The organism is Pseudomonas sp. Sample_21, from assembly GCF_004307525.1.
Taxonomy (GTDB): Bacteria; Pseudomonadota; Gammaproteobacteria; order Pseudomonadales; family Pseudomonadaceae; genus Aquipseudomonas; species Aquipseudomonas atacamensis.
The window spans coordinates 130,816-148,724 of the sequence record NZ_RCNZ01000089.1 but is presented as its reverse complement, the minus strand read 5'-3'; the positions used below and the strand labels follow the sequence as shown (position 1 = coordinate 148,724).

Genomic DNA, 17,909 nt, shown 5'->3' with positions numbered 1-17,909 from the left:
GGGAGAGGGCTAGGGTGAGGGGCTGTTGATTTTTCGTTTCGGGATTCACCACGGCTGCTTCAGGCCGGCGTCATTCCCAAGCATCCCCAATCAGTTCCCTCTCCCTCTGGGAGAGGGCTAGGGTGAGGGGCTGTTGATTTTTCGTTTCGGGATTCACCACGGCTGCTTCAGGCCGGCGTCATTCCCAAGCATCCCCCAATCAGTCCCCTCTCCCTCCGGGAGAGGGCCAGGGTGAGGGGCTGTTGATTTTTCGTTTCGGGATTCACCACGGCTGCTTCAGGTCGGCGTCATTTCCCAAGCATCCCCCTATCGGTTCCTTCTCCCTCCGGGAGAGGGCTAGGGTGAGGGTAGCTTTTGAACGTTACGCTCAGCGTAATGATTCACCACCCAGCTTGATTGATGCCCTCATCACACACGCCTAACTTGGCTCCACGACAGCGAACCCGTGGAGTGAGCATGACAACAACAATTTCCCCCGACTCGCGCTGGACGCGGCGGCGTGACGAGAAGCAGCGCCGGCTCGACAAGGTGCGCGGGCTGGCCGATGGTGCGGTGTTGCCCAGCGACAAAATCGTCGCCGCACTCGAAGCGCTGATCCATCCCGGCGACCGCGTGGTGCTGGAGGGCAACAACCAGAAGCAGGCGGATTTCCTCTCGCGTTCACTGGCCAAGGCCGATCCGGCCAAGCTCCACGATCTGCACATGATCATGCCCAGCGTCGGCCGCTCCGAACACCTTGATCTGTTCGAACGTGGCATTGCCCGCAAGCTCGATTTCTCCTTCGCCGGCACCCAGAGCCTGCGCATCAGCCAGTTGCTCGAAGACGGCTTGCTCGAAGTCGGCGCCATTCATACCTACATCGAACTCTACGCCCGCCTCGTCGTGGACCTGATCCCCAACGTTGTGCTCTCGGCCGGGTTCATGGCCGACCGCGCCGGCAACATCTACACCGGCCCGAGCACCGAAGACACCCCGGCGCTGATCGAACCGGCGGCGTTCAGCGACGGCATCGTTATCGTTCAGGTCAACCAATTGGTCGATGACGTCAGCGAACTGCCGCGCGTGGACATTCCCGCTTCATGGGTCGATTTCGTCGTGGTCGCCGACAAACCGTTCTACATCGAACCGCTGTTCACCCGCGACCCACGGCACATCAAGCCTGTGCACGTGCTGATGGCGATGATGGCGATTCGCGGGATCTACGAAAAACACAACGTGCAGTCGCTCAACCATGGCATTGGTTTCAACACCGCCGCCATCGAACTGATCCTGCCGACCTACGGCGAATCCCTCGGCCTGAAAGGCAAGATTTGCCGCAACTGGACGCTCAATCCGCACCCGACGCTGATCCCGGCGATTGAAAGCGGCTGGGTCGAGAGCGTGCATTGCTTCGGTACCGAACTGGGCATGGAAAACTACATCGCCGCTCGGCCGGATGTGTTCTTCACCGGCCGCGACGGTTCGCTGCGCTCCAACCGCATGGTCTGCCAACTCGCCGGGCAATACGCGGTGGATCTGTTTATTGGCGCGACATTGCAGGTCGATGGCGACGGCCATTCCTCGACGGTGACTCGTGGCCGTCTCGCCGGTTTCGGTGGTGCGCCGAACATGGGTCACGATCCGCGCGGCCGGCGTCACGGCACTCCGGCGTGGCTGGACATGCGCCACGCCGATGGGCCGCAACCGATGCTCGAACGTGGCAAGAAACTCGTGGTGCAAATGGTCGAGACCTTCCAGGAGGGCGGCAAACCGACCTTCGTCGAAACCCTCGACGCCGTGGAGGTGGCGAAGAAAAGCGGCATGCCGCTGGCGCCGATCATGATCTACGGCGACGACGTTACCCACCTGCTCACCGAAGAAGGCATCGCCTACCTGTACAAGGCGCGCTCGCTGGAAGAGCGGCAGGCGATGATCGCAGCGGTTGCCGGGGTTACCGCCATCGGCCTGCGCCACAACCCGAAAGACACCGAACGCATGCGCCGCGAAGGCCTGATCGCCCTGCCCGAAGACCTCGGCATCCGCCGCACTGACGCCACGCGCGAATTGCTCGCGGCGAAAAGCGTGGCCGATCTGGTCGAGTGGTCCGGCGGCCTGTACAACCCGCCCGCCAAATTCAGGAGCTGGTAATGCACGCATCCAACCTGCAAGCGAAACCGCTTTCTCTGGCTGACCGCTTGGCCGATCTGGCAGTGGACGCGTTGATCGACGAAGCCGATCTGTCGCCGAAACCGGCGCTGGTCGACCGTCGTGGCAACGGCGCGCACACCGATCTGCACCTGGGCCTGATGCACGCGTCGGCGCTGGCATTGTGGCCGGCATTCAAGGAAATGGCCGAGACCGCACAAACCATTGGCGAAGTCGGCTTACCGTTACGCGAAGCGATTGGCCGGATCGGTCGGGAAGGCGAGCAAGCCATGCTCGCGACGACCAACGGCGTCAACACCCATCGCGGCGCGATCTGGGCGTTGGGACTGTTGGTGACGGCCGCCGCGCTGCAACCGAAATCCATCGCCCTGTGCGCCGCCCGCCTGGCACTGCTCGACGACCGCTACGCACCGACACCACTCAGCCACGGCGCACAAGTAGCCCAGCGTTACGGCGCACGCGGTGCTCGCGAGGAAGCGCAACTCGGCTTCCCGTCCGTGCTGCAACGCGGCCTGCCGCAACTGCACAAAAGCCGCGCCAACGGTCACGGCGAACAGAATGCCCGGCTCGATGCGTTGCTGGCGATCATGACCGAGCTGGCCGACACCTGCGTGCTCTACCGCGCCGGCGAGCCCGGTCTGCAGGCCATGCAGGCCGGCGCGCAAGCGGTGCTCGATGCCGGTGGCAGCGCCAGCCTCAGCGGTCGTCGGCGCCTGCACGAACTGGATCAACAACTCATCGCATTGAATGCCTCGCCCGGTGGCGCCGCCGACCTGCTCGCCGCCACGCTGCTGCTTGATCGTATCGAGCGCGACGGCATCTCTCAGGGAGCGTTTTGATGGAAAACCTATCGTTTGAATTCCCCGCCGGGCAGCCGCCACGCGGGCGTGCGCTGGTCGGTTGTGTCGGTTCGGGTGATCTGGAAGTGCTGATCGAACCGGGTCTGGCCGGCAAACTGACGATCAACGTGCAGACCTCGGTCAACGGCGCGCAGCAGCGCTGGCAGCACCTGTTTGCGCGGATGTTCGACGGCACCACGCCGCCAGCGATGGCCATCGATATCCACGATTTCGGCGCGACACCGGGGGTGGTGCGCTTGCGTCTGGAACAGGGTTTCGAGGAGATCGGCCATGACTGACAGCGCAGCGTTGCTCAACAAACACAGCTTCGTCGAACTCGGCGCGCGGCAGCGGGCGCAAGCCTTGCTCGACGTCGGGACCTTTCGCGAACTGCTCGATCCGTTTCAACGGGTCATGTCGCCGTGGCTCGAGCGCCAGGGAGTAGTGCCGCAAGCCGACGACGGGGTGATCATCGCCAAGGGCAGCCTCGACGGTTTGCCGGTGGTCATCGCGGCGGTTGAAGGTGCGTTCCAGGGCGGCAGCCTTGGTGAAGTCGGCGGGGCGAAGATTGCCGGTGCGCTGGAACTGGCCGCCGAAGACAACCGCAACGGCATCCCCACCCGCGCCGTATTGCTGCTGGAAACCGGCGGCGTGCGCTTGCAGGAAGCCAATCTCGGTCTGGCGGCGATTGCCGATATTCACGCGGCGATTGTCGATTTGCAGCAATACCAACCGGTGGTCGGCGTGGTCGCCGGCAGTGTCGGTTGCTTCGGCGGCATGTCGATTGCCGCTGCGCTGTGCAGCTATCTGTTGGTGACCCAGGAGGCACGCCTCGGTCTGAACGGCCCGCAAGTCATCGAGCAGGAAGCCGGGATCGAAGAATACGACTCCCGCGACCGGCCCTTCATCTGGAGCCTGACCGGCGGCGAACAGCGTTTCAACACCGGACTGGTGGACCGTTATGTCGGCGATGACGTGGCGCAGATTCGTCAGCAGGTCGGCCAACTGCTCCAGCAAGGCCTGCCGGCACAGCCGCGCAGTCAACGCGCCGAGTGGTTCCTGCAACGCCTCGGCAAGCTGGACACGGGCAAGCAAATCGAACCGTCGGTGGTTCGCGATCTGTATCAAGGAGAGCGCTCATGAGCGGTTATTCATTGCGCGGTTTGCACTGGTTCAATGCGCTCAGCGCTGGCGCCAGTGTCGTCGAAGGTTTGCCGCCGTCGTTGAAAGTCGCCGACGCTGAGCTCGGCAGGTTTATCGCCGTGGTCGCCGACCCGGACAATCGTTTTCCCCGCGCCCGCAATGGCGAGGTCGGTTTGCTCGAAGGCTGGGGGCTGGCCAAGGCTGTGGATGACGCGATCAGTGCCGACCGCGACCGCGACAGCGCACAGAAGCGCCCGATCATCGCCATCGTCGATGTGCCGAGCCAGGCTTATGGCCGCCGCGAAGAAGCCCTCGGCATTCATCAGGCCCTGGCCGGCGCGGCGGACAGTTATGCCCGTGCGCGTCTGGCCGGGCATCCGGTGATTGCGCTGCTGGTGGGCAAGGCCATGTCGGGTGCATTTCTCGCCCACGGTTATCAGGCCAATCGCCTGATCGCGCTGCGCGATCCCGGCGTGATGGTCCACGCAATGGGCAAAGCCTCGGCGGCGCGGGTCACCTTGCGCAGTGTCGAGGAACTGGAAGCGCTCGCCGCCAGCGTGCCGCCGATGGCCTATGACATCGACAGCTACGCCAGCCTCGGCCTGCTCTGGGAAACCCTCTCGGTGCAGCAGATTGAACAGCCGACAGAGGAAGATCTGACGCGCGTGACTGAGTGCCTGAAGCAAGCGATCAGCGATGTGACCAGCACTGATTTGAAAGGGCGCCTTGGTGCGAGCAATCGTGCCGCTTCCAGCAAAGTCCGCGAATTGCTGAGGGCGCAGTGGTGAACCTGCCCCTGGCCCACGATCTGCTCTGGGGCATGACCCCGGCGCAGTTGCCGGCGGATGCGCCAGCGTGGGCGATCGCGGCGCTGGCGGCCGGGCAACCGGTGGTGGTGCGCCGGGCCTTGAGCGAGGAAGGTCTGGTCGCGGTCGGCGTTCGTGGTGTGTTGCGCGAGCAGCGGCTGGCGACGTTTATGCCGCTGGATTCGATTGCCTGTCGGGTCAGTCCCGAAGCCCTTTGTCAGGTTGAGTGCGAGCGAGATCTGCCGGTGATGCAGGCGCTCAAACAACTGCGGCCGATACTCGATGACTGCGGTTGGGTCTGGGGTGTCAGCGGCAGTGTCGGGTTTGAATTGGCCAGCGGTTTCAGAGCGATGCATGCGGCCAGTGATCTCGATCTGATTCTGCGCGCGCCGCAGATGATCACGCGCAATCAGGCGTGCAAACTCGTGGAGCTTTTCGATCAGGCTGTGTGCCGGGTCGACATGCAATTGCAGACGCCGTTCGGCGCTGTGGCGCTGCGTGAATGGGCCAGCGGTTCGGCCCGGGTGCTGCTGAAAAATGCGCATCAGGCTGCATTGGTGATCGATCCGTGGAACCCGCAGGAGCAGGCAGCGTGAGCAGCCTGTTGGTGTTTCCCGGCCAGGGCGCGCAGCAAGCGGGCATGCTCCAGCGTTTGCCAAGGGAAACGCTGGTCGAGGCCAGTGATGTGCTGGGCGAAGATGTTGCGCTGCTGGATTCAGCCGAGGCATTGCGCACGACACGAGCGGTTCAGCTGTGCCTGCTGATCGCCGGTGTCGCTGCTTCGCGGCAGTTATTGCAGGATGAACTGAGCGCGGATTACGTCGCCGGCCTGTCCATCGGCGCCTACCCGGCAGCAGTGGTGGCGGGAGCCTTGAGTTTCAGCGATGCGCTGCATCTGGTCAGTCTGCGCGGTGAGCTGATGCAACAGGCTTATCCACAGGGCTACGGCATGACCGCGATCATCGGCTTGCAGTTATCCACCGTCGAAACGCTGCTGGCGCAAGTGCACAGCGAAGATGCGCCGGTGTACCTGGCCAACATCAACGCCGATAACCAAGTGGTGATTGCCGGCAGCGACAAGGCCATGCAAGCAGTGGCCGAACTGACACGCAGTCGTGGTGCCGGAGTGGCGAAACGGCTGGCGGTGAGCGTGCCGTCGCATTGCCCGTTGCTGGAAAAACCGGCGCAGGCGCTTACCGAGGCCTTCGCCAAGGTTGAACTGAAGAACCCGAAAATCGCTTATCTGAGCGGCAGTCGCGCAAGGCCTGTTGCCAAGGTCGAAGCGCTGCGTGACGACCTCGCTTTCAACATGTGCCGCGTGGTGGACTGGCGCGGCACCGTGCAAAGCGCCTATGAGCGCGGCGTACGTCTACAGATCGAACTGCCGCCCGGTGCGGTGCTGACCGGGCTGGCGCGCCGGGTGTTCGAGCAGGGCACCGTCACTGCCTTCGACAGTGCCCGCCTCGATACCCTGCAAGCGCTGTTGCGCGAGGAGGGTGGCCGCCAACTCTAAAACCGCCGACTCAAGCTTCGAACAACAAAAACAACATTCGACGATGCACTTTGAGGACTACAACAATGATTATTTACGGTGTGGCGTTTCTCGCCTTTTGCACGCTGGTCGGTATCTGGGTCGGTGAATTGCTCGGCAAGCTGATCGGCGTGCCGGCCAACGTCGGCGGTGTCGGTATTGCGATGCTGCTGTTGATCGGGTTGGGCAGCTATCTCTACAAGAGTGGCTGGCTCAAGGGCAAGACCGAGCAGGGCGTGGAGTTCTGGAGCGCGATCTACATTCCCATCGTGGTCGCCATGGCCGCGCAGCAGAATGTCTACGGTGCGCTGAAGGGCGGGCCGATGGCGATTCTTGCCGGCACCCTCGCCGTAGTGATCGCTTTCGCCTTGGTGCCGGTGCTGACACGCATGGGCAACAAGCAAGAGACACCGATTGCTCCTGCCAAGACTGCGGGGTGATCGCCATGTACGAATCGATGATGAAAGTGATCACCGGCTACGGTCTGATCAGCGGCTTTTTGATTGTCGGCCTGACCATGTGGGTGTCCTACTGGATGTCCAACACCTTCACCAAGGGCCGTCTGCACGGTTCGGCGATCGCCATTCTGCTCGGGCTGGTGCTGTCGTATATCGGCGGCGCACTCACCGGTGGGCAAAAGGGCGTGGTGGATATTCCGCTGCTGTCCGGCATCGGCCTGCTCGGCGGTGCGATGCTGCGGGATTTCGCGATTGTGGCGACGGCGTTTGGGGTGAGTGTCGATGAGCTCAAACGCGCCGGACTCGTCGGTGTGCTGGCGCTGTTTGTCGGCGTTGGCACCTCGTTCGTCGCCGGCGTCGGCGTGGCGATGGCGTTCGGCTACACCGATGCGGTGAGCCTGACCACCATTGGCGCCGGTGCGGTGACCTACATTGTAGGCCCGGTGACCGGCGCGGCGATTGGTGCCAGTTCCGAGGTGATGGCGCTGTCGATTGCGGCGGGGCTGATCAAGGCGATTCTGGTGATGGTGATGACACCGTTCGTGGCGCCGATGATCGGCCTGAACAATCCGCGCAGCGCGGTGATTTTCGGTGGCTTGATGGGCACCTCCAGCGGCGTTGCCGGGGGCCTGGCGGCCACGGATCCGAAGCTGGTGCCGTATGGTTGCCTGACGGCGGCGTTCTACACCGCGCTTGGGTGTCTGCTGGGGCCTTCGCTGCTGTTTCTGGCGATGCGCGGGTTGATGGGTTAGTCAATTTAAGCTGCCCTCACCCTAACCCTCTCCCGGAGGGAGAGGGGACTGACCGAGTTGTTCTGGCGTTATACATCGACCTGAAATTTCTAAGTCGAACTCAGGTTCTGAAAAAGCCCCCGATCTGCTCCCTTTCCCCCTCTACCCCTTGGGGGAGAGGGCTGGGGTGAGGGGGTAGCTCTTGATTTTGATCTTGATCTAAACCCCAGCCTGCCGATTGGCATACATCCGACACTCCGCCAGCAACGCCAGCAGATTCGGATCACGCTCCTTGGCCTTGAGAAACACCACCCCAATGTGCTGCTGCAAGCGGTACTTCTCCTGCAACGGAATCAGCTTCACCCGGTTCTCGTACACCGCCGCAATCCGCCCCGGCAACAAGGCGTACCCCACCCCTGAGCTGACCATGCTCAGCAAAGTGAAGATGTCATTGACCTGCATCGCCACCTTCGGCTCGAACCCCGCCTGCTTGAACACCCGCACACCGTCCTGATGGGTGGCGAAGCCCTGGGTCAGGGTGATGAAGGTTTCATCGCGCACTTCCGCCAGATCGACTTCACTGCGCTGAGCGAATTTTGAATCCGCCGGGGTGGCGAGGAAGATGTCGTCGGAAAACAGCGCAATTTGCTCGCAATCCGGATCGTTGATGCTGTCGTCCAGCGACACCAGAATCGCGTCGACTTCCATGTTTTTCAGCTTGTAGAGCAGGTCGATGTTCGAGCCGAGGATCAGGTCGATGTTGAGTTCGCTGCGGCGGATTTTCAGGCCCATGATCAGCTGTGGCACCGTCTTCACCGTCAGCGAATACAGCGAGCCGAGCTTGAAGCGCTCGGCGGAAAATCCGGCGGCTTCGCGGGTCAGGCGCACGCTGTCGACGACGTCGTTGATCAGTTTTTGCGCACGCTCTTCCAGCACATATGCACTTTCCAGTGGCGTCAGGTTGCGCCCTTCGTGTTTGAACAGCGGGCAGCGCAGAGCATTTTCCAAAGAGTGAATGGCGCGGTGCACGCTGACGTTGCTGGTCTGCAGTTCAGCGGCGGCGCGGGCGAGGTTGCCGGTGCGCATGAAGGCGAGGAACACCTCGAGTTTTTTCAGGGTCAATTCTTCGTCGATCAGCATGGTGCGGACTCTTTTTGGTATCGGCCGATTGTGCCCAATTCCCGCGTGACGCGCAGGCGAGGTTGAACAGAAACATTGCGCTTTTACGCTCAAGGCCCGAGCCTTGCGCGCTTGCGGTAGTGACTACGAGGTATGCGACACATGTATCACGGGGAAAAACTCAACGCCTGGACCCATCTGGTCGGAGCCATCGCCGCGTTTATCGGCGGCGTATGGATGCTGGTGATTGCCAGCCTCGACGGCAGCCCTTGGAAGATCGTCAGCGTGGCGATCTACGCCTTCACTTTGCTGGTGCTCTACAGCGCCTCGACCGTGTACCACAGCGTGCGCGGGCGCAAGAAAGCGATCATGAAGAAGGTCGATCATTTCTCGATCTACCTGTTGATCGCCGGCAGCTACACGCCGTTCTGCCTGGTGACGTTACGCGGGCCTTGGGGCTGGACGCTGTTCGGGATTGTCTGGGGGCTGGCGCTGATCGGTATTCTGCAAGAGATCAAACCGCGCTCCGAGGCACGGATTCTGTCGATCGTGATTTACGCGGTGATGGGCTGGATCGTGCTGGTCGCGGTCAAACCGCTGATCGCCGCGCTGGGCACGACGGGGTTTGCCTGGCTGGCGTCGGGCGGGGTGTTGTATACGGTGGGGATTATCTTTTTTGCCCTCGATCACCGGCTGCGGCATGCCCATGGCATCTGGCATCTGTTCGTGATTGCCGGGAGCTTGCTGCATTTTGTGGCGATTCTGTTTTACGTGCTGTAGCCCGGCTTACTGATCGTTCCCACGCTCTGCGTGGTAACGCCTCCTGTGACGCTCTGCGTCACGCTGTTTGGGACGCGGAGCGTCCCGGGCTGCATTCCCACGCAGAGCGTGGGAACGATCAGTCCGGCAAAAAGGTTTAGAAATCACCCCAAAGTTGCTGGGCTACCGCCAGCGCCACCACCGGCGCAGTCTCGGTGCGCAGCACCCGTGGGCCGAGGCGGGCGGCGTGGAAGCCATTGCCTTTGGCCTGCTCGACTTCGCCGTCCGTCAAGCCACCTTCCGGCCCGATCAGGAACGCCAGCGTCGCCGGTTTGGCATGACTCACCAACGGCTCTGCCACCGGATGCAGCACCAGTTTCAATTCGGCTTCGGTCTGCTTGAGCCAGTCCGCCAGCAACACTGGCGGATGAATCACCGGCACCCGTGAACGCCCGCACTGTTCGCAGGCACTGATCGCCACTTGGCGCCAGTGCAGCAAGCGCTTGTCGGCGCGTTCGTCCTTGAGCCGCACTTCGCAGCGTTCGCTGAAGATCGGGGTGATTTGCGTCACGCCCAGTTCAGTGGCTTTCTGAATCGCCCAGTCCATGCGCTCGCCCCGGGACAGGCCCTGGCCGAGGTGGATCTGCAGTGGCGATTCGATTTGCCCGGCGAACTGCTCGTCGATCTGCACGACCACGCGTTTCTTGCCGACATCCACCAAGGACCCGCGAAATTCATGGCCGGAACCGTCGAACAACTGCACCGCATCGCCTTCGGCCATGCGCAACACGCGGCTGATGTAATGCGCCTGGGCTTCCGGCAGTTCGTGTTCGCCAGTGCTCAGCGGGGCGTCGATAAAGAAGCGGGACAGTCTCATTTCGGGTCTCTGGAAAGATATGAATCAGTTGGATCGGTGTCGACTTCATTCGCGAGCAGGCTCGCTCCCACACTTGAAATGCATTCCCCTGTGGGAGCGAGCCTGCTCGCGAAAGCGGCAGTCCAGCCACCGCAAATCTCAAGCAAGGCGAATCAGCCCGGGTCGCGGAATCCCGGATGGAAGTCTTTCGGCACCGCCACGCTGACGCTGTCACCCGTCGCAATATCAATACCTTCACTGGCCACTTCGGCCAGGAAGTCGATCTGCTCCGGGGTGATCACATACGGCGGCAGGAAATACACCACGCTGCCCAGCGGCCGCAACAACGCACCACGTTCCAGCGCATGCTGGAAAACTTTCAAGCCACGACGCTCCTGCCAAGGGTAGGCCTCTTTCGTGGCTTTATCCTTGACCATCTCGATGGCCAGGACCATGCCGGTCTGGCGCACTTCCGACACGTTAGGGTGATCGACCAGATGCGCGGTCGCCGAGGCCATTCGCTGAGCCAGCGCCTGGTTGTTCTCGATGACGTTGTCCTGCTCGAAGATATCCAGCGTCGCCAGTGCCGCAGCGCAGGCCAGCGGGTTGCCGGTGTAGCTGTGCGAATGCAGGAAGGCGCGCAGGGTCGGGTAGTCGTCGTAGAAGGCGCTGTAGACCTCGTCGGTGGTCAGGCACGCGGCCAGCGGCAGGTAGCCGCCGGTCAGGGCTTTGGACAGGCAGAGGAAGTCCGGGCGGATGCCGGCCTGTTCGCAGGCGAACATCGTCCCGGTGCGGCCGAAGCCGACGGCGATTTCATCGTGGATCAGGTGCACGCCATAGCGGTCGCAGGCCTCGCGCAACAGCTTGAGGTACACCGGGTGATACATGCGCATGCCGCCGGCGCCCTGAATCAACGGCTCGACGATCACTGCAGCGACGCTGTCATGATTCGCTGCCAGCGTCTGTTCCATGGCGGCGAACATGTTGCGCGAATGTTCTTCCCAGCTCATGCCTTGCGGGCGCAGATAGCAATCCGGGCTCGGCACTTTGATGGTGTCCATCAACAGGGCTTTGTAGGTCTCGGTGAACAGCGGCACATCGCCGACCGCCATCGCTGCCATGGTTTCGCCGTGGTAGCTGTTGGTCAGGGTGACGAAGCGCTTCTTGTTCGGCTGGCCGCGATTGAGCCAGTAATGAAAACTCATCTTCAGCGCGACTTCGATGCAGGACGAACCGTTATCGGCGTAGAACACCCGGTTCAAGCCTTCCGGGGTCATTTTCACCAGACGCTCGGACAGCTCGATCACCGGCTGATGGCTGAAACCGGCAAGAATCACGTGTTCGAGTTGATCGACCTGATCCTTGATGCGCTGGTTGATGCGCGGGTTGGCGTGGCCGAACACGTTGACCCACCACGAGCTGACCGCGTCGAGGTAGCGCTTGCCTTCGAAGTCTTCGAGCCAGACGCCTTCGCCGCGCTTGATCGGGATCAGCGGCAGCTGTTCGTGGTCTTTCATCTGGGTGCAGGGATGCCACAACACCGCAAGATCGCGTTGCATCCACTGGTTATTCAGGCCCATTTACAGTCTCCTCGAGGCGGCTCGCGTCAGGCGCGGGCGAACAATCGCGCAAGCCTATGCAATGCATCGCGCGGGAACAACCCATTGTGTCGATTGAGCTACTTTGTCTGAGCCGATAGACGTCGCTGGCGGCGTTTTGATGGCTAACGTATTCTTCGCGGTTCTTTGAGTCGTCTGACTCGCAAAACTGCTTTTTCCCACATGTTTTTCCGGAGTTCGCTGAATGTCTGTCGGTTGGCTGCGCGCCTGTGCGCTGGTGATGTTGGGGCTGTTCAGCGTTACGGCGCTGGCCAAGGATAAAACCGCAATCGTGATTGGCGGTGGCCTGTCGGGTCTGACCGCCGCTTACGAACTGCAGAACAAAGGCTGGCAGGTCACCCTGCTGGAAGCCAAACCGAGCCTGGGCGGGCGCTCGGGCATGGCCACCAGCGAGTGGATCGGCAACGACAAGACTCAGCCGGTGCTGAACAAGTACGTGTCGACCTTCAAGCTCGGCACCACGCCGGCGCCGGAATTCGTGCGTACGCCGGGTTATCTGATCGACGGCGATTATTTTTCCGCCGCTGATCTGGCCACCAAGCAGCCAGCCACCGCCGATGCGCTCAAGCGCTACCAGAAAACCCTCGACGATCTGGCGCGCTCGATCGACGACCCGCAGAACCCGGCCGCGACCAGTACGTTGCACGCGCTGGATCAGATCACCGTATCGAGCTGGCTCGACAAGCAGAACCTGCCGGCTACCGCGCGTCAGCTGATCAACCAGGACATCCGCACCCACTACGACGAACCTTCGCGTCTGTCGCTGCTGTATTTCGCTCAGCAGAACCGCGTCTATCGCGGCGTCTCCGACCGCGACCTGCGCGCCTCGCGTCTGGTCGGCGGCAGCCAGGTCCTGGCCCAGGCCTTCGTCAAACAGATCAAGACCATCAAGACCAGCTCGCCGGTCTCGGCCATCATCCAGGACAAGGACGGCGTGACCGTCAAAGTTGGCAGCGTCGGCTATCAGGCTGACTACGTGGTGCTGGCGGTGCCGTTGCGCGCACTGAACAAGATCTCGCTGACCCCGGCGCTGGATGCCCAGCATCTGGCGGCGATCAAGGGCACCAACTACGGCTGGCGCGACCAGATCATGCTGAAGTTCAAGACGCCAGTGTGGGAAAGCAAATCGCGCATGTCCGGCGAGATCTACAGCAACGCAGGTTTAGGCATGCTCTGGATCGAGCCGGCGCTGAAGGGCGGCGCCAATGTGGTGATCAACCTGTCCGGCGATAACGCCCGTGTGATGCAGGCGTTCGGCGACAAGCAGATGGTCGATCAGGTGCTGATCCGCCTGCACGCGTTTTATCCACAGGCCCGTGGCTCGTTCACCGGTTATGAAATCCGCCGCTACAGCACCGACCCGTCGATGGGCGGCGCCTACCTGGCTTACGGCCCGGGCCAGATCAGCAAGTTCTGGCGCCTGTGGGAACGTCCGCTGCAACGCGTAGCGTTCGCCGGCGAGCACACCGACACCTTGTACCCGGGCACCCTGGAAGGCGCACTGCGCACCGGCCAGCGCGCGGCCAGCCAGGTTGAAGATCTGGCGGCAGGCAAGTCCTTTGAACCGGTCAAAGTGGTTCCGGCTGCAGCAGCTGCAGGCGCGGCGGGTGCCGTGGCGGCGAAGAAGGGCAACTTCTTCAGCAACCTGTTCGGCGGTTCGGATGACGAGAAAAAGCCTGAGCCTGCGAAAGCGCCAGAGCCAGCACCTGCTCCGGCCGCTCCAGCGCCTGCACCGCCCCCGGCACCTGCGCCAGCGCCGGTGGAAGCACCGAAACCAGCGGCCCCGGTGAAAGCCGAGCCGGCGAAAAAAGCAGCGGCCAAGCCAGCGGCGAAGAAGCCTGCAGCCAAAACCGAAACGAAAAAGCCGGCGGCCAAACCGGCAGCGAAAAAGGCTGAGCCGGCGAAGAAACCAGCGGCCAAGCCTGCTGCAACGACCGAGACCAAGGCGCAGTAAGGCTTTGTTCACATGAAAACGCGGCCCTCGGGTCGCGTTTTTTTTGCCCTGCGGTTCAGTCCTTCGTCATCCGGTTACGGGACTTACCGGCGTACCGGAGCCTTCCCACAAGATGCTCGGAATGAGGTGATAGCGGCTGCCAGCGCGCCAATTTTATGCTGGAAAAAATTGGGGGCATGCTATGAAAACGCTTATCGCGATACTGGTTTCGATTGCACTTTCCGGATGTAGCAACGGGCAATTTTTCCCCGGCGGCTATGGTTCTGAACTGGCGCACAAGTGCCACATAGACCCCTACAGTGCCGAATGCCTGCAACCGCCGGCAGTACTTCATAACTGATCGGCCATGAATGGCTGGTCAGTCAAAACTCCCACTTGAAGAACTCTGTCCCGTTCGGCAGTTTCCTCAGCCACTTTTGCTTGGGTTTGCGCAGGCGCCCGATATCAAAACCGTTCATTTGTTCAAGCGCCCTATCCTGAGATCGCCTTTAATCCTTCCTTAACACCTCGCTCGCAGACTCTTGATCGTATTTCTCGATATTTCAAAGCAAAATTTTCCGCTTTAATTCGATAGATAACTCGCTAGTCTTGGTTCGCAGTTCTCACAGGATTTGGGCAATGCAGCTACGTAACTCTTCTTCGCGCTATGGTTGGGTCAGCATCTTCATGCACTGGGGCGTGGCGCTGGCGGTCTTCGGGCTGTTTGCGCTGGGTCTGTGGATGGTCGGGCTGGATTACTACAGCACCTGGCGCAAAGACGCGCCGGATCTGCACAAGAGCATCGGTCTGGTGCTGCTCGCGGTGATGGTGTTGCGAGTGGTGTGGCGTTTCATCAGCCCACCGCCGCCAACGCTGCAAAGCTACAGCCGCATGACCCGTATCGGCGCCAAGTTCGGCCACGGGTTTCTGTATCTGGCGCTGTTCGCTGTGATGATTGCCGGTTACCTGATTTCCACCGCAGACGGTGTCGGGATCCCGGTGTTTGGCCTGTTTGAAGTTCCTGCACTGCTCTCCGGACTACCGGATCAGGCAGATACCGCTGGGGTGATTCATCTCTGGCTGGCGTGGGCACTGGTAATTTTTTCCGGTCTCCATGCGTTGGCAGCATTGAAGCACCACTTTATCGATCGTGATGCGACCCTCACTCGAATGCTCGGTCGCAAAGCCTGAAATTCAACCTCGACTCAAAGGAAAAGAAAGCATGTTGAAAAAGACTCTGGCCGCTCTGGCAATCGGTTCTGCACTGCTCTCGGCTGGTCAGGCCATGGCTGCGGACTACAAAATCGACAAGGAAGGCCAGCACGCCTTCGTTGACTGGAAAATCAGCCACCTGGGTTACAGCTTCATCCACGGTACTTTCAAAGATTTCGACGGTACTTTCTCTTGGGATTCGGCCAAGCCTGAAGCCAGCAAGATCTCTGTGGATGTGAAAACTGCCAGCCTGTGGTCGAACCATGCTGAACGTGACAAGCACATCGCCAGCAAAGACTTCCTCGACGTGAGCAAGTTTGCTGATGCCAAGTTCGTCTCCACCGCCGTTAAATCGACCGGTGAAAAGACTGCTGACGTGACCGGCGACCTGACCTTGCACGGCGTGACCAAGCCTGTGACCTTCAAGGCCACATTCAACGGCGAAGGCAAGGATCCATGGGGCGGCGAGCGCGCTGGCTTCAACGCCAAGACCACTCTCAATCTGAACGATTTCGGGATCAAGGGCCCAGGCCCAACCTCGCAAACTGCAGATCTGGATATCTCGCTGGAAGGTGTGAAAGTTAAATAACTTTCGCTCGCCACAATAAAACGCCCCTGGTCAAAAGGCCCGGGGCGTTTTTTATTGCCTGCGACACATCCCCTGTGGGAGCGAGCCTGCTCGCGAAAGCGGTCATTCCGGCAACATCATTGCTGACTGACCCGCCGCCTTCGCGAGCAGGCTCGCTCCCACAGGGGTATTGCGGTGTGGCAGAGATATCGAGGTAAAAAAATGCCCCGGCTCTTTCGAGCCGGGGCATTTTTCATTGCGGCTTGAAACTCAGCGATTGCGGGTCAGCAGTGCTGGTTTCTCGCCACGCGGGCGGCTTGGCAGTTGATCGAGCTGCTCAGGCGTCGGGAAGCGGTCGGCTTTCGATTCCTTGTGCATGATCTTCGGACCGTTGCTGCGCGGGTTCTGTACGGCCGGTTCGCTGCGAGGCTGATCGTCACGGGCCGGACGGCGGTTGCGCGGCGCGGATTCGTCACGACGACCCTGACCGTCACGCGGAGCGCCATTGCGCGGGCCGCTGCGTTTGGCCGGTGGCGTGCCGGTGCTCGAGCCGTTGCTGTTGCGCGGACCGTTCTGACGGCCCTGAGGCTGACCACCGCGTGGTGCGCCTGCGCCTTGCGCCGGTGCGCCCGGACGACGGCCACGGCCGCCGGCAGGAGCGGCCTTCGGCACGTAGTCAACGCGGTTACCGAAGTTATCGATATCGTCGTCGAGGAACTCGTCCGGAGCGCGATCAGCCGCTGCACGCGGTGGCTGGCTCGGGCGCTGTTCGCGGCTCGGCGTGCCTTCACGCGGTTTCTGCTGACGGGCAGGGCGCTCGCCACGTTCAGCGGCCGGCTTTTCCTTGCCCTTGTCTTTGCCTTTGTCCTTGCGACCGCCGCCACCGCCGCCGCCATTCGGGCCGTCGCCACGTGGGCCACGGGAATTGCGCGGGTTGCGGATGTCCGGACGCTCGCGGGCTTCCGGCTTCTCGGCTTCGATGGTGCTGGAGTCGAAGCCCATCAGATCGCCGTCGGCAATCTTCTGCTTGGTCATGCGCTCGATGCTTTTCAGCAGCTTCTCTTCGTCTGGCGCGACCAGCGAGATCGCTTCGCCGGAACGACCGGCGCGGCCGGTACGGCCGATACGGTGCACATAGTCTTCATCGACGTTCGGCAGCTCGAAGTTGACCACATGCGGCAACTGATCGATGTCCAGGCCACGGGCAGCGATGTCGGTGGCAACCAGAATGCGTACTTCGCCGGCCTTGAAGTCGGCCAGGGCTTTGGTGCGCGCGTTCTGGCTCTTGTTACCGTGGATCGCCACCGCCGGCAGGCCATGTTTGTCCAGGTATTCAGCGAGACGGTTGGCGCCGTGCTTGGTGCGGGTGAAGACCAGTACCTGTTCCCACGCGCCGGCGGTGATCAGGTGCGCCAGCAGCGCACGTTTGTGGCTGGCCGGCAGGCGGAACACGCGTTGTTCGATGCGCTCGACCGTGGTGTTCGGCGGCGTCACTTCGATGCGTTCCGGATTGTGCAGCAGTTTGCCGGCGAGGTCGGTGATGTCTTTGGAGAAAGTCGCCGAGAACAGCAGGTTCTGACGCTTGGCCGGCAGACGTGCGAGGACTTTCTTCACGTCGTGGACAAAACCCATGTCGAGCATGCGGTCGGCTTCGTCGAGAACGAGAATTTCCACGTGGGACAGATCGACGCTGCCCTGGCCGGCGAGGTCGAGCAAGCGACCTGGGCAGGCGACGAGGACGTCGACGCCACGGGACATGGCCTGGACCTGCGGGTTCATGCCAACGCCGCCGAAGATGCAGGCGCTGACGAATTTCAGGTCACGGGCGTAGATCTTGAAGCTCTCGTGCACCTGGGCCGCGAGTTCGCGGGTCGGGGTCAGGACCAGCACGCGCGGTTGGCGCGGGCCGTGACGCTGGGATTTGTCCGGGTGACCGTTGGGGAACAACCGCTCCAGAATCGGGAGGGCGAAACCGCCGGTTTTACCGGTACCTGTCTGAGCCGCCACCATCAGGTCGCGACCTTGCAACACGGCGGGAATGGCCCGCTGTTGCACCGGAGTAGGCTCGGTATAGCCCGCATCTTCGATGGCACGGACTAAAGCCTCGGAGAGACCGAGGGAAGCAAAGGACATGAGTAATCCTGTTTTAGTTAGGGCTTGGCCCAATGGGAGTCTTGCCTGGCGCGAATC

General features: G+C 61.7%; 17 protein-coding genes. 13 read left to right on the top strand and 4 right to left on the bottom strand.

Annotated elements, in window-relative coordinates; translation table 11 throughout:
- Positions 1-456: 456 nt before the first annotated feature.
- The 9 genes from mdcA (at position 457) to madM (ending at position 7,674) form a co-directional block, all read left to right on the top strand.
- The gene (gene mdcA / locus D8U71_RS17380; protein WP_016772750.1) at positions 457-2,127 is read left to right on the top strand and encodes a malonate decarboxylase subunit alpha; all 1,671 of its coding nucleotides are present in this window, start codon (positions 457-459) and stop codon (positions 2,125-2,127) included.
- A complete protein-coding gene (locus tag D8U71_RS17375) occupies positions 2,127-2,984 on the top strand; it encodes a triphosphoribosyl-dephospho-CoA synthase (RefSeq protein ID WP_130888294.1) in 858 nt (285 codons plus the stop codon). Before mdcA ends, D8U71_RS17375 begins: the two co-directional genes overlap by 1 nt.
- Complete coding sequence (locus D8U71_RS17370) at positions 2,984-3,283, top strand: malonate decarboxylase subunit delta (RefSeq protein WP_039757560.1); 300 nt, start codon at positions 2,984-2,986, stop codon at positions 3,281-3,283. Before D8U71_RS17375 ends, D8U71_RS17370 begins: the two co-directional genes overlap by 1 nt.
- Positions 3,276-4,127, top strand: coding sequence for a biotin-independent malonate decarboxylase subunit beta (locus D8U71_RS17365; RefSeq protein WP_130888293.1), 852 nt, complete (start codon positions 3,276-3,278; stop codon positions 4,125-4,127). The genes D8U71_RS17370 and D8U71_RS17365 overlap by 8 nt, the downstream gene beginning before the upstream one ends.
- Complete coding sequence (mdcE, locus tag D8U71_RS17360) at positions 4,124-4,915, top strand: biotin-independent malonate decarboxylase subunit gamma (protein WP_130888292.1); 792 nt, start codon at positions 4,124-4,126, stop codon at positions 4,913-4,915. The genes D8U71_RS17365 and mdcE overlap by 4 nt, the downstream gene beginning before the upstream one ends.
- On the top strand, positions 4,909-5,529 hold the full coding sequence (locus D8U71_RS17355) for a malonate decarboxylase holo-ACP synthase (protein WP_130888291.1): 621 nt from the start codon (positions 4,909-4,911) through the stop codon (positions 5,527-5,529). The genes mdcE and D8U71_RS17355 overlap by 7 nt, the downstream gene beginning before the upstream one ends.
- Positions 5,526-6,446, top strand: a complete 921-nt coding sequence (gene mdcH, locus D8U71_RS17350; RefSeq protein ID WP_130888290.1) for a malonate decarboxylase subunit epsilon — start codon at positions 5,526-5,528, stop codon at positions 6,444-6,446. Before D8U71_RS17355 ends, mdcH begins: the two co-directional genes overlap by 4 nt.
- A gap of 65 nt (positions 6,447-6,511) precedes the next feature.
- Positions 6,512-6,904: a malonate transporter subunit MadL gene (gene madL, locus D8U71_RS17345; RefSeq protein WP_016772756.1), complete on the top strand. Its 393-nt coding sequence runs from the start codon at positions 6,512-6,514 to the stop codon at positions 6,902-6,904.
- 5 nt (positions 6,905-6,909) lie between these two features.
- Positions 6,910-7,674 carry a malonate transporter subunit MadM gene (gene madM, locus D8U71_RS17340; protein ID WP_024014642.1) on the top strand — a complete coding sequence of 255 codons (765 nt, stop codon included), beginning with the start codon at positions 6,910-6,912 and terminating at the stop codon, positions 7,672-7,674.
- A 198-nt stretch (positions 7,675-7,872) separates the two neighbouring features.
- On the opposite strand, the gene D8U71_RS17335 is transcribed toward madM, so the two are convergent.
- Entirely contained in the window at positions 7,873-8,793 is a 921-nt protein-coding gene (locus D8U71_RS17335) for a LysR substrate-binding domain-containing protein (RefSeq protein ID WP_056786436.1), read from the bottom strand.
- Between the two features lie 141 nt (positions 8,794-8,934).
- Here D8U71_RS17335 and D8U71_RS17330 point away from each other — a divergent pair, with 141 nt between their 5' ends.
- Complete coding sequence (locus tag D8U71_RS17330) at positions 8,935-9,552, top strand: hemolysin III family protein (RefSeq protein WP_016772759.1); 618 nt, start codon at positions 8,935-8,937, stop codon at positions 9,550-9,552.
- A 136-nt stretch (positions 9,553-9,688) separates the two neighbouring features.
- Here D8U71_RS17330 and D8U71_RS17325 read toward each other — a convergent pair whose 3' ends face one another.
- Both D8U71_RS17325 and D8U71_RS17320 read right to left on the bottom strand, forming a co-directional pair.
- Entirely contained in the window at positions 9,689-10,408 is a 720-nt protein-coding gene (locus D8U71_RS17325; RefSeq protein WP_041476795.1) for a 16S rRNA (uracil(1498)-N(3))-methyltransferase, read from the bottom strand.
- A gap of 152 nt (positions 10,409-10,560) precedes the next feature.
- Complete coding sequence (locus tag D8U71_RS17320) at positions 10,561-11,967, bottom strand: adenosylmethionine--8-amino-7-oxononanoate transaminase (protein ID WP_130888289.1); 1,407 nt, start codon at positions 11,965-11,967, stop codon at positions 10,561-10,563.
- A gap of 223 nt (positions 11,968-12,190) precedes the next feature.
- Between D8U71_RS17320 and D8U71_RS17315 the strand changes: the two genes are divergently transcribed.
- From D8U71_RS17315 to D8U71_RS17305, 3 genes are all read left to right on the top strand, one after another.
- Positions 12,191-13,960, top strand: coding sequence for a flavin monoamine oxidase family protein (locus D8U71_RS17315; protein ID WP_130888288.1), 1,770 nt, complete (start codon positions 12,191-12,193; stop codon positions 13,958-13,960).
- A gap of 618 nt (positions 13,961-14,578) precedes the next feature.
- A complete protein-coding gene (locus tag D8U71_RS17310; protein WP_073471054.1) occupies positions 14,579-15,130 on the top strand; it encodes a cytochrome b in 552 nt (183 codons plus the stop codon).
- A gap of 31 nt (positions 15,131-15,161) precedes the next feature.
- Positions 15,162-15,740, top strand: a complete 579-nt coding sequence (locus D8U71_RS17305; RefSeq protein WP_125925455.1) for a YceI family protein — start codon at positions 15,162-15,164, stop codon at positions 15,738-15,740.
- Between the two features lie 249 nt (positions 15,741-15,989).
- On the opposite strand, the gene D8U71_RS17300 is transcribed toward D8U71_RS17305, so the two are convergent.
- On the bottom strand, positions 15,990-17,852 hold the full coding sequence (locus D8U71_RS17300) for a DEAD/DEAH box helicase (protein WP_125925456.1): 1,863 nt from the start codon (positions 17,850-17,852) through the stop codon (positions 15,990-15,992).
- Between the last annotated feature and the right edge of the window lie 57 nt (positions 17,853-17,909).